20 protein-coding genes are annotated in these 23,237 nt (G+C 43.7%); 13 read left to right on the top strand and 7 right to left on the bottom strand.

Annotated features, from left to right (window positions below; all coding sequences use genetic code 11):
- Window positions 1-13 precede the first annotated feature (13 nt).
- The gene (locus MED222_RS15780) at window positions 14-1,162 is read right to left on the bottom strand and encodes a mannitol-1-phosphate 5-dehydrogenase (protein WP_009846102.1); all 1,149 of its coding nucleotides are present in this window, start codon (window positions 1,160-1,162) and stop codon (window positions 14-16) included.
- 191 nt (window positions 1,163-1,353) lie between these two features.
- Entirely contained in the window at window positions 1,354-3,246 is a 1,893-nt protein-coding gene (locus MED222_RS15785) for a PTS mannitol transporter subunit IICBA (RefSeq protein ID WP_009846101.1), read from the bottom strand.
- A gap of 565 nt (window positions 3,247-3,811) precedes the next feature.
- On the opposite strand from MED222_RS15785, the gene MED222_RS15790 reads away from it, so the two are divergent.
- From MED222_RS15790 to norW, 4 genes are all read left to right on the top strand, one after another.
- Window positions 3,812-4,678 carry a hypothetical protein gene (locus tag MED222_RS15790; RefSeq protein WP_009846100.1) on the top strand — a complete coding sequence of 289 codons (867 nt, stop codon included), beginning with the start codon at window positions 3,812-3,814 and terminating at the stop codon, window positions 4,676-4,678.
- Window positions 4,679-5,001: 323 nt separating this feature from the next.
- Window positions 5,002-5,658: an NAD(P)H-dependent oxidoreductase gene (locus tag MED222_RS15795; protein WP_009846099.1), complete on the top strand. Its 657-nt coding sequence runs from the start codon at window positions 5,002-5,004 to the stop codon at window positions 5,656-5,658.
- Window positions 5,659-6,213: 555 nt separating this feature from the next.
- Entirely contained in the window at window positions 6,214-7,719 is a 1,506-nt protein-coding gene (norV, locus tag MED222_RS15800; RefSeq protein WP_009846098.1) for an anaerobic nitric oxide reductase flavorubredoxin, read from the top strand.
- 1 nt (window position 7,720) lies between these two features.
- On the top strand, window positions 7,721-8,890 hold the full coding sequence (gene norW, locus MED222_RS15805; RefSeq protein WP_009846097.1) for an NADH:flavorubredoxin reductase NorW: 1,170 nt from the start codon (window positions 7,721-7,723) through the stop codon (window positions 8,888-8,890).
- 123 nt (window positions 8,891-9,013) lie between these two features.
- Here norW and gltS read toward each other — a convergent pair whose 3' ends face one another.
- The 5 genes from gltS to MED222_RS15830 form a co-directional block, all read right to left on the bottom strand.
- The gene (gltS, locus tag MED222_RS15810) at window positions 9,014-10,240 is read right to left on the bottom strand and encodes a sodium/glutamate symporter (protein WP_009846096.1); all 1,227 of its coding nucleotides are present in this window, start codon (window positions 10,238-10,240) and stop codon (window positions 9,014-9,016) included.
- A gap of 316 nt (window positions 10,241-10,556) precedes the next feature.
- Entirely contained in the window at window positions 10,557-10,913 is a 357-nt protein-coding gene (locus tag MED222_RS15815; RefSeq protein ID WP_009846095.1) for a YibL family ribosome-associated protein, read from the bottom strand.
- Window positions 10,914-11,100: 187 nt separating this feature from the next.
- Entirely contained in the window at window positions 11,101-13,065 is a 1,965-nt protein-coding gene (locus MED222_RS15820; RefSeq protein ID WP_009846094.1) for an acyltransferase family protein, read from the bottom strand.
- Between the two features lie 78 nt (window positions 13,066-13,143).
- Window positions 13,144-14,322: an O-antigen ligase family protein gene (locus MED222_RS15825; RefSeq protein ID WP_009846093.1), complete on the bottom strand. Its 1,179-nt coding sequence runs from the start codon at window positions 14,320-14,322 to the stop codon at window positions 13,144-13,146.
- 259 nt (window positions 14,323-14,581) lie between these two features.
- Window positions 14,582-14,968 (bottom strand): tautomerase family protein, encoded by a 387-nt coding sequence (locus tag MED222_RS15830; protein ID WP_009846092.1) that lies wholly within the window; start codon window positions 14,966-14,968, stop codon window positions 14,582-14,584.
- 310 nt (window positions 14,969-15,278) lie between these two features.
- On the opposite strand from MED222_RS15830, the gene MED222_RS15835 reads away from it, so the two are divergent.
- From MED222_RS15835 to MED222_RS15875, 9 genes are all read left to right on the top strand, one after another.
- Window positions 15,279-15,899, top strand: a complete 621-nt coding sequence (locus MED222_RS15835) for an LON peptidase substrate-binding domain-containing protein (protein ID WP_009846091.1) — start codon at window positions 15,279-15,281, stop codon at window positions 15,897-15,899.
- A 110-nt stretch (window positions 15,900-16,009) separates the two neighbouring features.
- Window positions 16,010-16,657 (top strand): sigma-70 family RNA polymerase sigma factor, encoded by a 648-nt coding sequence (locus MED222_RS15840; protein WP_009846090.1) that lies wholly within the window; start codon window positions 16,010-16,012, stop codon window positions 16,655-16,657.
- Window positions 16,650-17,339 (top strand): ChrR family anti-sigma-E factor, encoded by a 690-nt coding sequence (locus tag MED222_RS15845; RefSeq protein ID WP_009846089.1) that lies wholly within the window; start codon window positions 16,650-16,652, stop codon window positions 17,337-17,339. Before MED222_RS15840 ends, MED222_RS15845 begins: the two co-directional genes overlap by 8 nt.
- A gap of 144 nt (window positions 17,340-17,483) precedes the next feature.
- Entirely contained in the window at window positions 17,484-18,431 is a 948-nt protein-coding gene (locus MED222_RS15850; protein WP_009846088.1) for a YbgA family protein, read from the top strand.
- Window positions 18,428-19,873, top strand: coding sequence for a deoxyribodipyrimidine photo-lyase (gene phrB, locus MED222_RS15855; protein ID WP_009846087.1), 1,446 nt, complete (start codon window positions 18,428-18,430; stop codon window positions 19,871-19,873). Before MED222_RS15850 ends, phrB begins: the two co-directional genes overlap by 4 nt.
- 14 nt (window positions 19,874-19,887) lie before the next feature.
- Window positions 19,888-20,319, top strand: coding sequence for a nuclear transport factor 2 family protein (locus tag MED222_RS15860; protein WP_009846086.1), 432 nt, complete (start codon window positions 19,888-19,890; stop codon window positions 20,317-20,319).
- Entirely contained in the window at window positions 20,319-21,050 is a 732-nt protein-coding gene (locus tag MED222_RS15865; RefSeq protein ID WP_009846085.1) for an SDR family NAD(P)-dependent oxidoreductase, read from the top strand. The genes MED222_RS15860 and MED222_RS15865 overlap by 1 nt, the downstream gene beginning before the upstream one ends.
- Window positions 21,051-21,052: 2 nt before the next feature.
- The gene (locus MED222_RS15870) at window positions 21,053-22,324 is read left to right on the top strand and encodes an NAD(P)/FAD-dependent oxidoreductase (protein WP_009846084.1); all 1,272 of its coding nucleotides are present in this window, start codon (window positions 21,053-21,055) and stop codon (window positions 22,322-22,324) included.
- Window positions 22,321-23,127 (top strand): DUF1365 domain-containing protein, encoded by an 807-nt coding sequence (locus MED222_RS15875; protein ID WP_009846083.1) that lies wholly within the window; start codon window positions 22,321-22,323, stop codon window positions 23,125-23,127. Before MED222_RS15870 ends, MED222_RS15875 begins: the two co-directional genes overlap by 4 nt.
- Window positions 23,128-23,237: the final 110 nt, after the last annotated feature.

Raw genomic sequence — 23,237 nt, 5'->3', positions numbered from 1 at the left:
CTTTGATGGTTTATCATTTCAATGCTAGATAAGCTTCTTCCGCTAGTTTAACAACTTCTGAGTCACTATTCAGCTCAGAATAATGCGCTAATGTCTCAGCAAAGCCTTTTTCTGCGAACATTGCTTGAAGTTCAACCGCTTGAGGGTCGTCTTCGTTCTTGTAATGGAACGCAGCAGCGATTGCTTTTACTAGGTGAGCATTCGGTAGGCCGTACTCTAATGTACCGTTTAGAGGCTTAACTAGGCGATCTTGTGGGCTCAGCTTACGAATAGGTTGACGACCAACGCGATCCACTTCATCACGTAGGAACGGGTTAGCAAAACGACCTAGAATCTTTTGGATGTAGGCAGCGTGAGCTTCTGGATCAAAGCCGTAACGCTTAATCAGAACCGCACCACTCTCTTCCATCGTCGCTGTTACTTCAGCGCGGATTACGTCATCTTCGATAGAATCTTTAATAGTCTCATGACCGGCAAGCACACCAAGGTATGCCGTTACTAAGTGACCTGTGTTTAGCGTAAACAGTTTACGCTCAACGAAAGCCATTAGGTTGTCAGTGCATTCCATACCTGGGATATTTGGAATCTCACCTTTGAATTGTGTTTGGTCTACGATCCACTCGCTGAACGTTTCAACGGTTACGGCTAGAGGGTCTGTTTCGCCCGCTTCTGCCGGTGGAACAATACGGTCGACCGCTGAATCAACAAAGCCAATGTGCTCTTCAGTGAAGGCTTTCATTTCATCAGAAAGGTGCTCTAACACTGCTGCTTTTAATTGGCTAGTACCGCGAACCATGTTCTCTGCCGCGATAATGTTCATTGGTGCCGTGTTGTTTGCTGCTGCACGCTTTTCAATGCCTTGAGCGATAGATTTAGAGATGATTTTAAGAACAGTAGGGCCAACGGCTGTCGTCACAAGATCAGACTCAGCGATGCAATCGACTACAGCGCTTGTCGCTGAGTTTACTGCTGTCACGTTCTTAACCACTTCTACAACACACTCTTCGCCAACAATCTTAACTGGGTATTCTTGGCGTTCAATTAACGCATTTACAACCGTTTCATTTACGTCAGCAAACGTAACCTTCATACCAGCATCAGAAAGAAGCTTACCAATGAAACCACGACCGATATTACCTGCACCAAAATGTAACGCTTTCATAATTTTGACCTTATAAATATTTGAATCTAAATAGCTAACCACTCAAACACATGCCGCTTTCAATTACGTCCTAGGCATTAAGCAGTGACCTATTCAGACCGAACCCTTATCTACAGATAAAGATTGAGACCGGAAATGAGGCCAGTAGGGGGATACTGGCCTCCTTCACTCAGGAGCTTGACTAGAGCTTTTTAGTTTCCGTTGAGAATACGTAGAACATCAGCAGGGTTTGTTGTGTTCTGTAAGCATTCCACAGCTTCTTCATCATCGAGTGAATTGGTAATAGCCATCAGCACCATGTTGTGCTCATCGCCTTGTGCGGCAATACCGATAACCATCTTCGCGATATCATCTTCATCTTCGCCCCACTGAATACCTTCAGGGTACTGACAGAAAACAATGCCGGTTTTTTGTACATATTGTTTCGCTTCAATTGTGCCGTGTGGCACAGCGATAGACTCACCTAGGTAAGTAGACACAAGCTCTTCACGAGCAAACATGCCATCTACGTATTCCGGTGATACGTTGCCAAGTTTTACTAATTGTTCGCCAGCAAACTTGATTGCGTCTTCTTTCTGAGTCGCTTTTAGGCCAAGGAAGATGCTGTCGTCTGTCAGTGCAAGCTTGTTGCCTTCTTGTGCTGGAGCTGCAGCAGGCGCCGGAGCTTCTACTTTCGCTTCACCACTTTGAGCATCGACAAGCTCAGCAACTAGTTGGTCGTATACGCCGCCGTCTAGGAAGTTGCTTAGAGACATATGCATCGCACCTGGCACAGTGCTACGAGCACGGTCTGTTAGGTCTTTATGCGTAATAACGATTTGCGAATCAGCCGGTAGGTTGTTGATTGCGTAGTTGGTCACTTCAATGTCTAGGCCAGCTGTTGCTACTTTCTTACGTAGTAGACCTGCACCCATTGCACTTGAACCCATACCCGCATCACACGCTACATAAACAGCTTTAACATCCGCTAGGTTTATATCAGCTCCTGATGCTGCACCTTTAGAAGACGCTTTCATGTCTTTCATCTGTGCAGACGCTTTTTCTAGTGAGTCTTCGTCATCACCTTGAGCTGAAGTCTTAAGTAGGATTGAAGCTACGATGAAAGACACAGCCGTTGCAGCGATTACAGAAAGTACAACACCGATGTAAGAGCCTTTAGGTGTCATCAACAAGATAGCGAAGATAGAACCTGGAGATGCTGGAGAGATAAGGCCAGAATCGAACACTACGTTAGTGAATACACCCGCCATACCACCTGCAATTACAGCAAGAATTAGACGTGGGTTCATTAGAACGTAAGGGAAGTAAATTTCGTGGATACCACCTAGGAAATGGATGATAGATGCACCAGCAGCAGACTGCTTCGCGCTACCTTTACCAAACACCATGTAAGCAAGCAGAAGACCAAGACCCGGACCTGGGTTTGCTTCGATTAAGAAGAAGATTGAACGACCAATCTCTTCAGATTGCTGGATACCTAGTGGAGAGAAGATACCGTGGTTGATTGCGTTATTTAGGAATAGAATTTTCGCAGGTTCAACAAAAATAGATGCTAGAGGTAATGCACCTGCTTCTACCATTGCGTTTACGCCAGCAGCAAGTCCGCCAGATAGAATCTTAACCGCAGGACCAATCACGATGAACGCGATGATCGCACAGATCATGCCGATGATACCCGCGGAGAAGTTGTTCACTAGCATTTCGAAACCACTCTTCACTTTACCGTGAACAGCTTCATCGAATTTCTTAATTGCGATACCACCTAGTGGACCCACAATCATTGCACCCATGAACATTGGGATATCAGTACCAACGATAACACCCATTGTCGTGATGGCACCTACTACCGCACCGCGGTCACCACCAACCATTTTACCACCGGTGTAACCAATCAATAGTGGCAATAGGTATGTAATCATAGGGCCAACCATTGATGCTAACGTTTCGTTAGGCCACCAACCGGTTGGGATGAATAGTGCAGTAATGAAACCCCACGCAATAAATGCGCCGATGTTTGGCATTACCATATTGGATAAGAAACGACCAAAGTTTTGAACCTTAATCTTTGCTTCTGGTGATAACATAGGTAGAACCCCGTAATGTATTGGTTGGTCAAATGACCGAAAGTGTGTACTCAAAAGTCGATTAAAATGTATCACAACATTTCCAAAATGCACCTTAGCCCAACTTTCGTGACAACCATCACACACGAAAAACACTTTAGGGTTAACAAGAGCACCTTAGATCACAAAAACACCATGAACTTAAATTACAAAGCCAAATTGATGAGAATAAATATCATTAACATAAGACCTGGATCACACTTTATTTTGTAATACTTAAAAATAAATAGTGATCAAAATCACACTTAATAAAATATAGCATCTAAGATCTATATAAACCGTATAAAAGAACATCGTGTCACGTATAGAAAACATGCACCCAGATGAGCAAAATTGCTAATTATGTAATTTAATTACAAAAATAACCACATTTCCCACAAAATCAAAATCAGACATGACTTTCTACTAAAAACATAGACCAGTGAGCTGCAGTTAGTATCAACAGTTGTGTTATTGTATTTCCCTATTCTATACAACAGCCCCTCAACATTAATCAGCAGTTCTACTGCTAATTGAGAAACAGACTATGCCAGACAAGATTTCCACATCAGCACTAGCCAAACAAAAAGGGATAGAAGCGAAGGCTCTATTCAGTGATTTGAAAACAGCTGGCTATATCGTGCGTTCACAGGAGCGTTGGGTACTCACAGAACGAGGCGAAAGCTTTGGTGGGGAGTATGTCGAACACAAGAAGTTTGGTGTCTTTATTGTCTGGCCAGAAAAACTACTCATCGACCTAGATTCTTTCTCTGGAAAAACGCTAACGGCAACTCAACTAGGCAGTGCCTTTCAACTTAGCGCAAAAAAAATTAACCTGTTGCTCAGCGAGCTTGGTTGGATAACACGTGAAGAAGATGGTTGGCATGTCACCTCAACAGGCTTAAAAGCAGGCGGTGAGCAAAGGGAAGATAAAGCGACTCAAAACCTATTTGTGGTATGGCACGATTCGTTGGTTCGCAATAAACGTTTGAAGCAGTCTGTTGTCGAATTTCTAGGGCATGATGCTGAAAGCCACTCTACCGATGTCTCGTTTTCTAGCTTTCGTCAGAAATTTGAGGCGAAACACCGAACCTTAGACGGACATTATGTACGTTCAAAGGGAGAGCTGATCATCGATAACTGGCTTTATATGGCGGGAGTGGTTCATGCCTATGAACGTCCGCTCCCGATATCAAAAGAAGTAATGAGCGATTTCTACCTGCCAAGCGGCAAGGTATACATTCAATTCTGGGGAACAGATTCAGGCCCTATAGAAGAAGACAAACGAAATGCGACCAAGAAAGTTTACCAAGAGCACGGTTTTAGCTTGATTGAACTTAACCCTGAAGATATCCCAAACCTCGACAGTGTACTTCCCTCTTTATTACGCCAATATGGAATCAAAGCGTACTAACTGGCTGATTTTCGAAAACCAACACACATCCAGATCACACTAATCAAATCATTATGGATATTATTAACCATAGTGATTTGATGTGTTCGCTATTTTTCCCAAGCCAATCTTCTATTATCTTACACCCATCGACTTGAGCTACCGCAGATACTCGATTTATTGGGGCATGTTCGATAGCCATTTAAGCGTTCAGCCTTTTAGAGGCTGACTGTTCTAGAAACGACTTCTATAGAGATATAGCCTAAATGCGTTATCCGTTTATTGTTGACGTTACCGAACATAAAACCCTACAACATTTATATTGATAGATATTAGGATTCAACATGACTCATCCAATCATTTCAGATCTAAACACTCGCTACACAGCTAAAAAATACGATGCAGAAAAGCGCATCTCTGCGGAAGACATGGAAGTAATCAAAGAAGCACTTCGTTTGTCAGCTTCTTCTATCAACTCTCAGCCTTGGAAATTCATCATCATTGAGAGTGACGCAGCAAAACAACGCTTCCACAATACTTTCGAGAACATGTTCCAGTTTAACCAACCGCATGCGAAAGAAGCGTCACATACGATCCTGTTTGCTCACGATCCTAAGTACACTAAAGAGAAATTCGCAAAGCGTGCTGACACAGAAGTAAGCTCTGGTCACCTACCCGCTGAAATGTACGAGCAGTTCTTAGGGGCGTACGCATTCGCAGAAATGAACACAGATGAGACTGGTTTCAACGGAAACTGGACTAAGTCTCAAGTGTACATCGCGCTAGGTAACACAATGCACACACTGGCTCGTCTTGGTATTGCTTCAACACCGATGGAAGGCGTAGATGCCGCTATGATCGGTGAAGAGTTTGCTGACGAACTAGACGGTCACGTTGTTGATGTAGCGCTAGCAATCGGCTACCACAAAGACGGCGAAGACTATAACCACGGTAAACCAAAAGCACGTCTAGCTCTTGATGAAATCGTGACGACGCTTTAACGCGTGAATTAAGATGACGAATGAATCAACAGCTATAACACGTTAAACAGTTACAACGCTTAACTGCTACAACGCTTTAATTTTTAAAACGCTTTTTCGTTTTACAAAATATAGTTTCAATAGCACTTCAGACTGTTAAATTACACTGCCTTGTTTTGGCCAGACACTCGTCTGGCCTTTTTCATTTCTGTATTTCGCATCCATCCTTTCTATCTCAGCTTTAGCCATTCCAGCCGCTTTTTAGACCACCAATACTTGATCAATCCACGTGTTCTAATTCGCGAAGCGCAGGAGTTACGCTATAATCCCCTTTGTTGAAACATGTCCCTCACCCTGCTCTTTCTGAGCAAACATCATTAACTTTCTTGTCAAACCGCTATAAACCCACAAAGTCATAAAGACACCTAAGATTCATTTTAACCATAAAACTCAGCGAGTCAAAATGACTCATTAGACAACATAAACGCCAAACAAACATATTGAAAACAGTCAGTTAAAAACATGGCACAACTAGTGCAATGATGACCTTAGATATTTAAATAGGGTATTATCATTATGACTATTCACGTTAAATCAAATGTTCACTGGGTTGGCGTCCACGATTGGGAAACAGAACACTTCCATGGTAAGGAATACCACATGAACAAAGGTACCAGCTATAACTCGTACCTGATTCGTGAAGAGAAAACGGTGCTTGTTGATACCGTTGATCATCGCTTTACTGAACAATTCCTTGCAAACCTTGAGATGGAAATCGACATCAATGAGATCGACTACATCATTTGTCAGCATGCTGAAGAAGACCACTCAGGTGCCCTTTCGGCACTATTAGCCAAAATTCCAAACACACCCGTCTACTGCACAGAAGCTGGCGTTAACTCTATTGTTGGCCATCACCATCAGCCTGACTGGAACTTCCGAACCGTTAAAACAGGCGACACGCTCGATGTCGGTAACGGTAAGCAACTCATCTTTGTTGAGATGAAAATGCTGCACTGGCCAGACTCAATGGCAACATACCTCACAGGTGACGAGATCCTGTTCAGTAACGATGCGTTCGGTCAGCACTACTGTGATGAGAACCTATTCAACGATCAGCTAGACCAAGTCGAGCTTCATGACCAATGTCTGCGTTACTTCTCGAACATCCTCACACCTTTCGCACCTTTGGTGAAAGCGAAGATAGAAGAAGTATTGAGCTTAGGTGTGCCTATCGATGTTATCGCAACCTCTCATGGCTGTATTTGGCGCGACAACGCGACGCAAATTGTTGAGCAATACTACGAGTGGTCTAAAGCCTACAAAGAAGATCGTATCACCATTGTCTATGACACCATGTCGAACAACACTCGCATGATGGCTGACGCAATCGCAAAAGGTATCCGTAAAGGCAGCCCAGAAACAGCAATCAAAGTCTTTAATATCTCTAAGCACGATAAGAATGACATCCTTGCCAATATCTTCCGTTCAAAAGGGGTTCTAGTCGGTTCATCGACCATGAACAATGTGATGATGCCGCAAATCGCAGCGCTACTAGAAGAGATCCACGGACTTCGCTTTGCTGGTAAAAGAGCCGCAGCATTTGGCTCTTCAGGTTGGACAGGTGGCGCGGTAAAACGCATCGACGCTCGTTTACATGAAGCTAACTTCGAAGTCAGTGCACCACAACACATCTATTGGAAACCAGACACAGACGCTCTTCGCCAATGTATCGATTACGGCATGACACTGGCCGAGGTTTGGCGTGTAGAAGCAGATGAAGTGAGCACACCGAAACAAGTATCACGTAATGTAACACCGCTTGAAGCCACACCAGCACCGGTAAACACCACTGCCGAGCTCAAAGACACAACAGAGCTGAAGCCAGAAGAAGCGCAAGATAAGCCAGTACACAGTGCAGACTGCACTTGCTGGCGTTGCACAGTGTGTGAATGGGTGTACGACCCACAATTGGGCGAACCCTACCAAGGCGTCGAACCTGGAACTCCTTGGGCGCAAGTTCCTGATGATTTCCTTTGCCCTGAATGCCATTTAGGCAAAGAAGTGTTTGTGGAGAAGTAGCATGTCGAACATTGTTATTGTGGGTGGCGGTTTCGCTGCCCTACAAACCATCAAGATGGTACGTAAGCTTGACCAAGATATCGCGATTACTATGATCACCGCCGATGCCGGGGTTGAGTACAGTAAGCCGAATCTTTCGCACGCGTTCAGTCAGGAACAAACGCCGGAAACACTGGCAGTACATAACGCTCAACAATTGGCAGAGCAGTACAACGTGGTCATCAAAACCAAAGCACTTGTGAGCGAGATAGATACTGAGCAGCAGTGTGTTCATGTTGATGGCCAATCTATCCACTATTCAAAGTTGGTATTAGCGACGGGCGCGACGCCTTTTATACCACCAGCGGAAGGGCTTAAACGCAGCGCAACCATTACGTTAAATAGTTTGGAAGAGTTTGATAAACACAAAGCTCAGATCGATGACGCTCAACGGATCACAGTGATAGGTGGAGGCTTGATTGGGGTCGAGCTCGCATTCGACCTTCAAACTGCGGGTAAAGATGTCACGGTTATCGAACCCGCAAGTTATCTATTGAATAACCTAGTGCCACCTTTCGTTTCGCTTGAATTGGAAAGAGAACTAACAAAAGCAGGGGTTGCCGTCGAAACCGATTCTGCTGTGTGTCGCGCAACGTATCTCCCTGACGGGGTGAGGTTGCAAACCACGTCTTCTCGATTAATACGAACCAATATCGTGATTGCCGCAGCAGGGCTAAGACCAAACACGCAGTTAGCCACACAAGCGGGAATAGAAGTAAACAAAGGGATTGTGGTCGATACTATCATGAGAACCAATGTCGAGAATGTGTATGCGATTGGTGACTGCGCCGAAATAGAGGGGCGTGTGATGGCTTATCTTCAGCCCGCTATTTTGTCTGCAAACGTGTTGGCTAAGCAGTTGGTTATGAGTAAAGGAGAAATCAAAGTGGGCGAAGGAAAGCTCAGCTTGCCTCACATCATCACTAAGGTGAAAACACCGAGTTACCCGATTCAACTCGCAGGGCGCGATATTCAAACCGCTCAGAGCTGGGAAACTCGATTCGATCCTAAAGGCATTGTCGCTAAGGGCTTTAATGAAGATAACCAGTTGGTTGGATTCATTGTCACGGGAGAACACACCAAAGCGGCGTTCCCTCTGCTCAAAGAGCTACAGGCAAGCTCACCCGCATAGGCTCAATGACATACGCTCAATAATATACGTTGAATAAAATAAGCGGCATTCGCTAAAACAAAAAAAGCCAGTCAATCGACTGGCTTTCTTGTATCTGCATACTTCGTTATTGGTGCGTTCGCACTATCCGATAAACGAGATGTAACCTTGTAGGATAATCAGGTTAACGATATCGATAAAAAAGGCACCAACAATTGGCACAACCATGAAGGCTTGTGGCGACGGACCGAATCGGTTCACCAAAGAACCCATGTTCATTACCGCTGTTGGTGTTGCACCTAGGCCGAAACCACAGTGACCACCCGCCATAACCGCTGCGTCGTAGTTAGAACCCATTACTTTGAACGTTACAAAGTAAGAGAAGATACCTAACACCACAGCCTGAACCGCAAGAATAACCAAGAACGGAATCGCAAGGTCAAAGATGTTCCAAAGCTTAAGGCTCATTAGCGCCATCGCTAAGAATAGCGACAATGACACCGTACCAAGAATATCGACCGTTTCACTGTCGGTTTTATGCAGCTTAGTCACTTCAAAAACGTTAGTGATGAACACACCGATAAACAACGCGTAAACGAAGTCAGGAATCATCAACCAAGAAATTTCAAAAGTCGCTACCCACTGCTCTAAATATTTCGCACCCGTAATACAGATAAGAAGAATGAACAATACTTCAATCACCTTCTTCGCCGTCACTTTGTCTTCTTCATACTCGTTGTAAGTAACAAGTTCAGGAAAACGTTCGTGGGTTTGCGTGCCAGTGCCGTACTCAGATTCAAGCTGGTTTTTATCGATCAACTTTTGAGCAACTGGGCTACCGATAATACCACCGATGATCAAACCAAAGGTCGCTGAAGCCATCGCTATTTCTAGAGTATTGGCAATGCCAAACGTGTCTGAAAAAGTTTGAGACCAAGCCGCGCCTGTACCGTGCCCACCCGAAAGCGTGATAGAACCAGCAATCAAACCCATCAAGGGCTCAAGGCCTAGTGCCGTTGCTAAGGTTACGCCTACACCGTTTTGGATAATGATGTAAACCGAAGCCACCCCTAAGAATAGGAATACCTTAGCACCACCTTTCATCAGCTGCGTGTAGTTAGCCGCAAGACCTACCGTTGCAAAGAACATCAACATAAATGTGTTCTGCAAGGGCAAAGAAAACTCAAGATCAAGGCCGTTAAAGTGCAGGGCTGTAATAGCAAAAGCGACAATCAAGCCGCCGACAATGGGCTCTGGGATATTGTACTTTTTGAGAACAGGAAGCTTTGCATTGACGAAATGACCTAGAAACAAAACACTAATCGCGATTAGGAAGGATTCTAGTGGTCCAATTGAAATTAATTGATTCATATAACCTCTATTTTTTTACGTTCTCATCTTCCTTAACGAGTCTAGTTTTATCTGTAATTATCTGTGCTGCTCTACCTATATTTATACAAACTGGAGAGAAATTGTAGATTCGAAAAGCGAACACATTACTGCGTTCACTTGGTGCCATGTTAGTGGCACGTTAACTTTTATAGGAGATAAAAGGATTTGTGACAACAATCACCTCTAAAAAGTTGAAAACGGCGTGAGTATTCTTACCGCTGACTCTGCTTTTTTAATACCTAAAAAAGCAAAAAGGAGCTATTGCTAGCTCCTTTTTCATCACCATCACTGGCAATTAGAATTTTTTCGGTGCGTAACCAGTCATAACCTCAATGCGAAGCTCTTTACCGATCTTGGTCATTGGGTGAACAATTACTAATCCTTTAACAGACTTTTTAAGTTTACCCATATCCGCTTGTTCAGCCTTAGTAATCTCACGCTTAAATGGCATATCAACCAGAGACTTACGCTCTTGGTTTACATCGTAGCTTTCTTTATGTTTCAGCTGAGCGATTTTCTTGGTTAGCTTCTTAATTTCATCTTCAAATTGACGAACAACAGGACGATCATTACGAGTTTTAGCAGCCGCTAACTTGTTGCGACACTTGTCTAGACGGTTGTTAATTTGTTGAAGTTCGTTTTTAACGCTCATAATAATTTCCTAAGATTTAACAAGCCAATTCGGATTGGGGCGCGGAGTATAGCACAAGGGTTCACTTGAACCGAAATTTATCTTAAACATCGCTACCTAAACGAATCATTTAAGACCAACACAATAGCTCCAAACACAGAAACGCCCCTATTCTTTCGTGTAAACAATAAGGGCGAATGAGCATTTCCTACGGAGCTGATTGACCCCATATTTTTTCGCGAAATTGAGGAATAAGTTGGCCAGCACCAAATTCATTCAGGTGATCGTCATCAACGTATGTTGGGTGATTGTTGATATCCCCTCGGCACAGCTGATCATCACAAAATATCGGTTCAGGGTCTATAAGAGTAACTCGACAGTTTTGGCTGATTTTTTCATAAGATTTCGTAATCAATGCGGTTCTTTGTCGGTACTCTTCAAGAGGAATGGAAACCGAAATATCAGATTGATTTAGAATCGAATACTTATACATAGTTTTAGGTACATCTTTCTTCAGCTCAGGGATTGGCTTGACCAAATAAACAGGGTTAGATTGACTAAGCTCGCACATGGTCTTTTCAAAACTGGATAAGATTGAGTTCAGGTACTCTTCAGATCTGGTCTGAAACCTTTTATCCCCTGCGATTAAACTGATCTTTTCGTTCTCACTTTGCCATCCATCTTCATTCGAACCATATAGATAGCCGCCCATTCTGTTAATAACAACAACAGGAACGTTAGTGTAGTTGGTTTTAGCTTTAATTAACGATGCTGAGACAAAATCCCCACACTCTTCTGATAACTCACCACTTGAGAGCACTCTTTTGATACCTGAAATCGTCGGACATGCGCTTCTCGTCCAGTCGATGACCGATGTATCGTTAGGTGCTGACGCCTCAACACTTCTCACTATCGATGCGCCATGACTATCGCCTAAAACAATCGCGGATACGGGTCCTGAGCCATAGTGACATTCAGGAGACGGTCCAAATTCGACGTGGCACTCTCCGCTTCGTGGATTCCGGTCATAGACACTTTGTGCAATGACTAGCTGTGTTTTATCCAGGCGCCAAAGTAATCCTTCACTTTCATAAATAACCTGCCCTATCAAGGCAATAAAGGAAGCAAGAATGAGAGGGTAATAGTTCAAAAAGAACTTACCGCCTTTGCGTGTCTCCTTAGGTCGGTAACTTTCAATGAACTTAAATGAAAGGATCCCCATCAATACCGATACCATTACTCCAACTATATTGTGAGTAATAGTGTTGCTCGTGAGGTTCTTAATGAAAACACTAATAGGCCAATGCCAGAGATAAATTGAGTAGGAACATAACCCAACCCCTTGTATCAGCCGTGATTTATGAAAGGTAAAATTGAGGTCCAAATTCAAAAGCAGAATTATCGCGGTAGCAATGACCGGAATAAGCGTCACATGACTCGGCCAAAGTGTGCTGCTGTCGATCATGAAAGGAGATATAAACAGTGAGGCAATAGCAACTAACAGCAATAACTGAACATTGGATTTTTTGAATTCAATGCGCTCTCTTTTCAAAGCAACTACCGAACCTGCGAGCAGTTCCCATGCACGAGACGGTAATGTGTAATAAGAAGCCGAACTCCCCAAATACGCATAGTTATAAGCTAGACTTCCTATTAGAGTCGTTCCAATAGCAACGGCTGCACCTTTAGCTCCGAATAACTTGTAGGTCGCCATTAAAACGAGAGGATATAATACATAGAATTGCCATTCTACGGATAAAGACCAAGTGTGAAGCAACCACTTGCTTTGCGCGGCCACATCAAAGTATCCCGACTCTTTTAAATAGGTATGGTTAGAAACAAACCCGACACTGGTGAGAATATGCTTACCTAGTTTTCTTAACGCCCAAGGGTCTAGGTAAATAATGCCAACGAGTAACACAACAAGGCACATGACCGCTAAAGCAGGAATAATGCGTTTTGCCCTCGCTAAGTAAAAGCCCTTTAATGAGAAGGTATTAGTTTCCAAACTCGACATGATAATCTTTGTCATCAGGAAGCCTGAAATGACAAAAAACACATCCACACCTAAAAAGCCGCCAGTGATAAAACCCGGGAAAAAATGGAAAATGACGACGATTGAGACAGCTAATGCACGTAATGCATTGATGTCATACCTGAAATTTTTATTCATTATTTATTCGTTATAACCTTAAATCAATAAACGGCCTAAAACTACCCACAATGAAATTGGCGTAATATACCGGTTTCATTACGCTTCTGTTCTCACTTGTAGTTTTAGTAGTACTCCAATAAACACAAAGTACATCACAGCTAAATCACCATTCCTGAAAGGTGAATCGAATAGACACATGAAAGAAAAATAAACAACCGGTAACAATACAATAGGCGATAGCTTGTATCTAGAATTAAACAAAGGGTACATCAAACTAAGCATGAGAAGGGCAATGCCTACCAAGCCAGATGACGCTGCTTTATCAATATAATTGTTATGCAGGTGTGCATTAACGATAAACCTCTTTCCCGAATTTGTTGGAGTAAATGAGAGTTTATCTAATTGCGCTTCTTTATCGCCTCCAATGCCGAGCAAGGGGCTATCCACAAAGAAGTCGAACCCTGCTTGATACATTTGTAATCTTAAGCCTATGGAAGTATCCATGTTGCCTTGTGATATCTCATGGTACTCATGCAAGCTATAGTCAATACGTTCACTTACCACGTCATATTTCGACATCAAAAACACAGAAAAAACGACCATGGCACTAATACCAAGCAGCGCCTTGTACTGACGATGCTGCATCATCATTTTGAATAGGACAACTAAACCAATAAAAATAACGGCTAGTAGAGGTCCTCTTGACCCCACCAAAAACATTGATAAAAAGCCTATAAATGCCAAGATAGCTATTGCTTTGGTTTTTTTTCCTTCATACGAAACACAGCCAAGTGCGAGCAATAAAATGACAGAGAAACCTTGAATTGAAGCTATAACAAGAGCATTAGACGGCAAGGTCCCCCGATCCCCGGAGAGAAAAAAGATATAATAAGCAACGAGGACAGTTGTACTGACAACAGAAGTGAAGCATAAGTTCTGTATATCTGATAACTTCACAAAGCCATTTCGATAAAAAAGGAAAAATACCAGAGCAATCAAAGTTGCCCTTAGTTCTTGACTACTGAAGCCATGCAACTCGTAAGATATAGTGGAAAAAATAGAGAGCAAGAGCAGTATCCACACCCAGCCATCTTCAAACCAGTCATGTTTCTCCTTGTTTTTTCGGTACAAAAGAGCACAACAGGCCGCTATCAATAAAGTGATACCCACAAGTGGCTTACTCCCCTGACCTAGCCACACCTGAACGGTAACAATCCAAAACAAAGGCAGTGTAATGAGTATCTTTTGAATTAAATTCGTGTTGATTCTAACCATAACTAATCTAAAAATGCTGAGAAGAGTTGCACTCTAAAACAAACTTGCCACTGTCGCAAACGAACTGTAGTGACATACAGCGGAAAACAAAGAAACTAGTCCCTTTAGGGCTTTGTCCATGAATCATTTACCTATAATTCATATGTCCAAACTCAGCCCATCTAACGGCTTTGGCATCAAACTCCAAAACCACGACTAGATAGGTTAGCTTAATCCTTCTGTCTTACGTATTAGGAGTTAGGAGTTAGGAGCTTAAACCCTAGACCTTTACTTTATACTTAAGATCTTGGGCTTCATCGCCAGTCATTCCTCGAAAGCCCCAGCAATGCGATGGCTGCTCCTTGATGGTGATCTCGATATCAATGGGAGAGATAGACAGCTGCTTTTCTATTTCAGAAAATATCTTCTTAATCAGGCGCTTTTTGGTATTCACCGCTCGCCCTTCCATCATATTAATTTCTATGACGGTATAAGCTTCTGTTCGCCCTTCGGGATAAAAGAAATCATCTCTTTCTAATGGTACAAACCGATGCGCTCGTTTGTCATCAGGTAACCCCATCTCACTGTTCAAACATTGTTGTAAGACATTAGAAAGCTGTAACTTAATCGGATTTAAGCACTCTTTGATACCATAAATAACGATCATGACCATTCCTTTGATGTGATGTCAGGTAAAGAAGAACTAAGAGATAAACAACGTAAGATAAGCGTGTCACTTGTTATCTACCCATTGACTAATTCTTAACCCATATTACCTAATGCCGTAAGTTAAAAAAGGTTAAACCGATTAAATTGCGAATAAACGCGACAAAAAACCATGTCTCCCTCTCTCTAACTTCCTGTTCAATACATCACCCCACATTGATCGAACTTCAACGAGCACGCGTATACATCTCTGAATTACGTACGAATCAAATCCGTACAGACTCAATCATGTATGAACTAAGGAGTGCTATGTGCCGAATTCAGCTGAGAAGATCACACGGATAGAAACCGAATCAGAAACACCCGTAGAGACTTCTCAAGAGCTTGCGGTGTTTCCTCTCCCGTTATTCATTTTGCCAAGGGGCAGACAAAGACTGCGTATTTACGAGCCCAAGTATTTGAAAATGGTCGCTCATGCTGCGCAAGGAGACGGCTTCATCATTGCGACTCAGGACGACACCAACTCCGAACGTCTGAGTTCTTGGGGGACAAAAGTGTCTATTGTCGATTTCAATATGTCCGATGATCAAATCTTGGAAATCGATGTTGAAGGCGAACAGTTGGTCCAGCTTCACTCGTCCTTCCGCGACACAGATGATTTAATAAAAAGTGATTTCCGCCCGTTGCCTCACTGGCCGCAACACAGCTATAAGGTGCCGAACGTGGTGACTGCATTTCTTGTCGAGTTGTTTCTAGAACACGATTCAATCAGAGCACTTTACCCCACTCCTGACTTTGAAAGTCCTCAATGGATCTGTGCTCGACTCCTCGAAATGATGCCTATCCCATTGGAAAAGAAAACCAAATTCACAGAACCCGCTAGTTTTCCGTCTTTAGTTCCCTTTTTGAATCAAATCATTACAGGGCAATAAGCACTTTTATTCACTATAATTTTGTATAGTAGAAATTAATTTAAAATAAAGTGATCCCTACTATCACTCTCCACGTAGTGTCTATCAAATTCGCATGATGGTTGATTACTATGCAAGTGGAAAGCAGAAGAACAGGGAACGGCAAGGAGCATGTCATTATCCCCGACAACAAACTACCTACCGAAAGTAAGGTACCTACAGAGCTCTCAAGCTGGCTGATTTTGGTTGGTTCAGACAGAGATAAGCAGGCATTTACTTGCTTGTTTAAATTCTTTGCTCCCAAAATCAAGCGTTTTGGCATCAGTAAGTTGGGCGGTGAAGCCGCTGCCAACGAGCTAGTCCAAGACACGATGACCAACGTTTGGAAGAAAGCGCATCTCTACAACGAAGAGAAAGGCGCAGCAACCACTTGGGTTTATACCGTTATGCGGAACGCCGCCTTTGATATGTTAAGAAAGGTAAAAGCGAAAGCAGAGCAAACCATCGCTGACGACATTTGGCCAATTGACGCCATGGTAGCCGAATCACAAAGTGATCAGCTTCAGTTTGGCGATCATCTAATGAGCCGTCATGTAATGACTCAAATCGAAAAGTTGCCTCTCGCTCAAAAAACCATTGTGAAAGGTGTCTACTTCCAAGAGTTATCGCAAGAGCAGCTCGCCCAACAACTCGATGTCCCGCTTGGAACTGTTAAATCACGTCTAAGACTCGCACTCGCCAAACTAAAAGTTCACATGGGGGAACAAGACCATGATTAAACATCACCCAAATGCGGCAATCTTGAAAGATTTTGTCGATGGCAATCTAGCGGATTCGGTTTCTCTGATTGTTTCTAGCCATGTAGAGCTTTGTGAACACTGTCAAAAACAAGTAAGCATGTTGACGGCGCAAGCCGCTGACTCAGTCTTTGAAAGCGATACAGCAGGGCTAAAACGGTCTGACAGCGAAATGGATGCGTTCCTATCTGACGATGGGGAGTTCGATTTTGATGCTATTGACCAGATCACAGCTGATTTGTCTCAGGCTGTCGAAGTTGTTGTTGAAGCGCAACAAGAGACTGTGTCTAACACAACCTTCACGATTCCTCGCGCACTCAATTCAGTCGCAAGAAAAGACTGGTTGAACTTGGGCAAGATTTCTCGCGCACGTCTCGATTTTGATGACGAATCACACCACACCAGCTTGCTGCATATAGATAAGGATGGACAGGTGCCTTGTCACACTCACAAAGGCTTCGAGATCACGCTTCTTTTAGAAGGCAGCTTCGAAGACGAAATGGGCGTTTACAACAAAGGTGACTTCATCTGGTTAGACGGAGAACACACTCATCAGCCTGCGACCAAAGAAGGCTGTGTGTGTTTAACCGTTTCAAGTGATGCCTTGTATTTCACTAAAGGGGTGAGCCAATTGTTCAACCCACTGGGTAAATACATTTATTAATTTTAAAAGATTTACCGGATACGTCACAAGACTCATAGGGTTGGCTAGTAAGAAAAGTAAAAACCGAACTAAAGTAATGTTTAATAAGCAACAAAACACACAACATAAGAATAACAACGAGCAATGAGCGTAAGGAATTGACCAATGGATAAAAAAATAAAAATAGGCATTAGTGCATGTGTCGCCGGTCATAAAGTTCGGTTCGATACTGGCCATAAGCGTTCTCGTTTTTGCACAGACGATCTTGCAGACTACGTAGAGCTTGAGCCAGTTTGCCCAGAGATGGGGGTTGGACTTCCAACGCCTCGTCCTACGATTCGTCAAACAAGAATGTTAGACGACATTATTCATGTTTCTCGACCTGATGGTTCTGGCGATGTCACCGATGAACTGATTGAGTTTGGGCAAAACTATTCAAAGAATAACCAACACATCGCAGGGTTTATTGTGTGTCAGAAAAGTCCAACCTGTGGCATGGAGCGAGTAAAGGTTTATCACCACCACGGGCGTGGTTCTGAGTCGACAGGCGTTGGCTTGTTTACTCAGCAAGTAATGCAAGGCAACCCTCTACTTCCAGTAGAAGAGAATGGTCGCCTCAACGATCCAATTCTGCGTGAAAACTTTATGACACGTGTTTTCACTTACCAAAAGTGGCTCGATCTTGTTGATGAAGGTGTCACCAAACACAAACTGATTCAATTCCACAGCGCTCACAAATACCTAGTGATGTGCCACCACATTGAAGGCTACAAGAGCCTAGGCAAACTTTTAGCGAGTAACGATTTAGAGATCGATGAGTTGGCAGAAAAGTACATCGAAGGACTGATGACGGCGCTAATGCATCATGCAAATCGCGGCAGTCATGCTAATACTCTGCATCACTTGCAAGGTTACTTTAAGAAACAACTGAGCAGCGCTCACAAACAAGAGCTCACCAATCAGATTTCTTCATTCAGAGAAGGGCTAGTTCCTCTGTTAGTTCCACTAACGCTGATCAACCACTATCTAATGGAATACCCAAACGAGTACCTAGAATCACAAGTTTATCTAAACCCGCACCCACAAGAACTTAAGCTGAGATACGGATATTGAGCGACATTCTATGGATAAGACGAGACCTGAGGATTCACGATAACCCAGCGCTCGTCTCTGCAGTTGAAAACGGCGTCTCTATCGCCGTTTTTATTTCAACCCCGCAGCAATGGCAACAACATCACCTGGCACCGATAAAAGCGGACTTCATTTATCGCCACCTGAAACAGTTCGAGTCACAACTCGCTGAATTCGGTATCACTCTGCTGCACCTCAAAGCCACAGACTTTAACGATCAAGCTATTCAACTCATCAACTTGTGCAAACAGGTCGATGCGACGTATGTGTATGCCAATTCAGAGCCGGAAGTGGATGAGCAGTTAAGAGACAAACACTTAATCGCAAGCGGCATCAAACTGAAAATAACCGACTGCGATACGATTCTGCCATTAGGTAGCGTACTGAATAAACAAGGTGAGATGTTCAAGGTTTTCACACCTTTCAAAAACGCATGGTTAAAAGAAGTGCAAGCGAAAGGCATTATTTGCAGCCCAACTCCAGTGCATTCAACAGGATCAGCGCAAGCAGGTTCATCTGAAACGGATTCGCTTCAGAATCCATCACAACTGAAACAATCGTTAAGTGGTTTTTCTGGCGAGTACGATTTCGAATTTCCGCGTACCGATTCAGAGCGTTGGCCACTAAGCCAAGACGTCCTTGAGAGCGTGATCCCCAATTTCTTAGCCAATAAAGTTAATGACTATTCTCGCCTTAGGGATATTCCATCGGTAAAAGGCACGTCTGGCCTTTCCCCTTACTTAACCATTGGCGCTGTGAGCCCACGATGGTTAGCGATTCAATTGATTCAACAACAGCCGGACTTGTTATTTGATACTCAGTTGCCAGCCTTTTCTTGGCTTAATGAATTGATTTGGCGAGATTTTTATAAGCATTTGATGTTCCATCATCCTATACTGGTTAAAGGTGCGAACTTTCAGCAGAAATACAACGGCTTAGATTGGTATCACGACAACCCTAGCTTCAAGGCGTGGTGCGAAGGAAGAACCGGATATCCATTGGTTGATGCAGCAATGCGTCAATTAGTTGAGACAGGCTGGATGCACAACAGGCTAAGAATGGTGGTGGCAAGCTTCCTAACCAAGCACCTGCTGATCGATTGGCGTTGGGGTGAGCGTTTCTTTATGTCGCACCTTATCGATGGTGATTTCAGCGCGAATAATGGTGGCTGGCAGTGGGCTTCAAGTACTGGCTGTGATGCTCAACCCTACTTCCGAATTTTCAATCCAATCACTCAGAGTGAAAAGTTTGATCCAAAAGGAATTTTTATTCGTAAATACATACCAGAGCTGCAAAACATCCCAGATAAACATGTTCATTTCCCACATGACTTTATCGCTAAAAACGGAATAGACAGCGAATACTGGCAACCCATCGTTGAGCACAAAGAAGCACGATTGAGAGCCTTAGCCTTCTTCAAATAATTAGAGTGAATATTATGGATAACTCTCTATGGCTTGATAACTTTCTCAACATGTATCGAGAACTCGGAACCGACAATTTCGACGTGCTTAAGACGGTTTATCACCCTGATATTGAATTCCAAGACCCGCTGCATCATGTCAGCGGTATTTCGGCGCTTACGCACTACTTCGAGAACCTCTATACCCAGGTAACGAGCTGTTACTTTCATATCGAACACACTTTCGAAGTGAACGACGAAGCTTCGGTGTATTGGACGATGCAATTTTCTCATAAGCAGCTGAACGGTCAAAAGCCGATCGAAGTGCAAGGACACAGCCACCTCAAGATGCTCGACGGTCAAGTGGTTTATCACAGAGACTATCTTGATGTCGGCTCTATGTTGTACGAACACATTCCAGTTCTGGGCTGCGCCATCAAATCCATCAAAAAGAGAGCGAGCCAATAATGCGTATTATGATCACAGGCGCGACCTCAGGCATCGGCCAATCACTCGCTATCGATTATGCTCAACAAGGGCATCAGGTGATTGCTTGCGGCCGTAACCCAGACAAGCTGCAAGCCTTAGTTGATTCTCACGAGACAGACATCGCGCATTCATCCATTACGCCGCTCTGTTTCGACTTAACCGATTACCACAACTTCCCAGAGCTCGACCAAGACAAGCCGCTCGATCTGCTGATTTTAAATGCGGGTGATTGTGAATACATCAACGACCCCGTGAATTTTGATGCTGAGCTTTTCGAGCGCGTCATCAACATCAATCTAATTTCAATTGGCTACGCCCTTAAAGCCTGGCTAAAAAACATTAAGCCGGGCGGCCGTTTGGTTTTAGTAAGTTCCAGCGCCAGCTTTTTACCTTTGCCAAGAGCCGAGGCTTATGGCGCTTCAAAGGCAGCCCTCACCTACTTAGGCAGAACACTGTCGGTTGATCTGGCCGAGCACAATATTCATGTCTCAATTGTGCACCCAGGCTTTGTTGAAACACCATTAACCGAGCGAAACTCCTTCGCTATGCCTATGATTATTAGTAGCGAGGCAGCCACTCAACGAATCGTAAATGGTATTGCTCAAGGAAAGAGCGAGATCGACTTCCCAAGACGATTCATATTAATAATGAAATTACTAAGAATGCTACCGACTCCAGTTTGGCAAAAACTCGCTTCAAGGATGGTATAACAATGAAAAAAATCGCCATTATAGGTTCAGGTATCTCTGGACTGACTTGCGCACATGTATTAGATAAGCACCACGACGTTACGGTATTCGAGAAAAATGACTACGTCGGCGGGCACACTGCTACGGTTGATATTGAACACCGAGGCAAGGCGTTTTCAATTGACACTGGCTTCATCGTTTTCAACGACAGAACCTACCCAAACTTCAACCAACTGCTTGAGCAACTCGGTGTCGAAAGGCAACCGACCGAAATGAGCTTCAGCGTACACAACACCACGACTAAATTCGAATACAACGGCCACAGCATTAATTCGTTATTCGCTCAGAGGAGTAATATTTTCAAACCTCAGTTCTGGTCTTTAGTATCTGACATCCTCAAGTTCAATAAGCTATGTAAAGCCCAGTTCGAAAGCAACCAATTCACGCCAGATGTTACCCTCGGCAACTTCCTGCGCGAGAATCAGTTTTCCGACTTTTTCAGCCAGCATTACATCCTACCGATGGGCGCAGCAATTTGGTCGACAAGCTTAGAGGAAATGGAAGAATTTGAGCTTAAATTCTTCATTCAATTCTTCTACAACCACGGGCTACTCGACATCGCGAACCGTCCACAATGGTATGTAATTCCTAAAGGGTCGCGCTCTTACGTTGAAATCATCCTTTCACGCTTGAACAAATCCGTCGCTTTGAACACATCGATCAAACAAGTCACTCGCAATGAAGCGGGCGTCACGATTGAATTTGAAGATGGCGCTACACAAGACTTCGACGAAGTGATATTTGCTTGTCACTCAGACCAAGCGTTACGTTTACTCGGCGATGCGACAGAGCAAGAGCAACAGGTTCTAGGCGAGATCCCATACAGTCGTAATGAAGTGGTTCTGCACACTGATACCCGCTTACTGCCAGATAGAAAGCTGGCTTGGGCAAGCTGGAACTACATGTTGGATGGTGACAGTAAACGACCTGCCTGTGTGACTTACAACATGAACATTCTGCAAGGCATCGAAAGCCAAGACACCTTCTGTGTCACCTTGAATCAAAGCGAAGCCATCGACCCAAAAAAAATTATTCGCAGCTTTGTTTATCATCACCCGGTACTTAATTCGAACACGGTCGAAGCTCAGCACAAGCGTGAGCAGATTTGTGGCAAAAACCAGACGCACTTCGCCGGCGCATACTGGTACAACGGCTTCCATGAAGATGGCGTCCACAGCGCACTCGATGTGACCAAACACTTCGGTTTAGATTTGAGTACGAGTTCAGCGCTATGAACAGTCAAACCCTGACATCCGAAATGGAGATCGCATCCGAAAAGAGTGAAGAGCTCAGCGGTATCTATTGGGGTAACGTCAGACATCGCCGCTTTGGCGACATCACCCATGAGTTCAGCTATCAGCTTTATATGATGGGGTTAGATCTTGATGAGCTGCCCCAAACCACAGCGCGTAGTGCGCTGTTCGGAACTCGATGGTACAACCCGATTCGCTTCGTCGAATCAGATTATCTCGCTGAAAAAAAAGAAAATGCCACCACGGATGAACCAAAATCACTTAAACAACGTATAGCTTCCAAAGTGCAAAAACTTGGTGGGGTTTGGTCTGATTCTAACCGTGTGACGATGCTGGCTCAGTGCCGCTGTTTAGGTATCTATTTCAGCCCAATCAACTGTTTCTTCTGTTACGACGAAACTGGAGATTGTAAGTACATGTTGGCAGAAGTGAGTAACACGCCTTGGCGCCAACGACATTACTACCTGATCGACATGCACCAAGAGTTAAAGGTTAAGAAAGAGTTTCACGTTTCGCCGTTCATGGATTTGAACATGACTTATTTTTGGAAGATTAAGCCACCAGCGAAACGCACGTTAGTTCATATCGAAAGCCGCCGAGACGACAAGCTTTTCGATGCGACACTGGCTTTGACGAAACAGTCAGTAACCAAGACAAACATTAGACGAACGGTATTCAAGATTCCGGCAATGACGATTAAAGTCGTGATAGGAATTTATTATCAGGCTCTCAAATTATTCCTGAAAAAAGTACCGTTTGTGGGGCATCCAGATTCAACATCTTAAGTGTCTTCACAGCAACTAAATAATAGAACTCGACCTTAGCTTGGGTTCGCTCCAACCAAGGGCATAACCCAGCTTAGTTGGCACAAATATTAGAATGAGTTATCAGCGAG

Source organism: Vibrio sp. MED222 (genome assembly GCF_000153005.1).
Taxonomy (GTDB): domain Bacteria; phylum Pseudomonadota; class Gammaproteobacteria; order Enterobacterales; family Vibrionaceae; genus Vibrio; species Vibrio tasmaniensis_A.
Note: the sequence above shows the minus strand (reverse complement) of the source record. Positions and strands in the feature narration are given on the sequence as shown.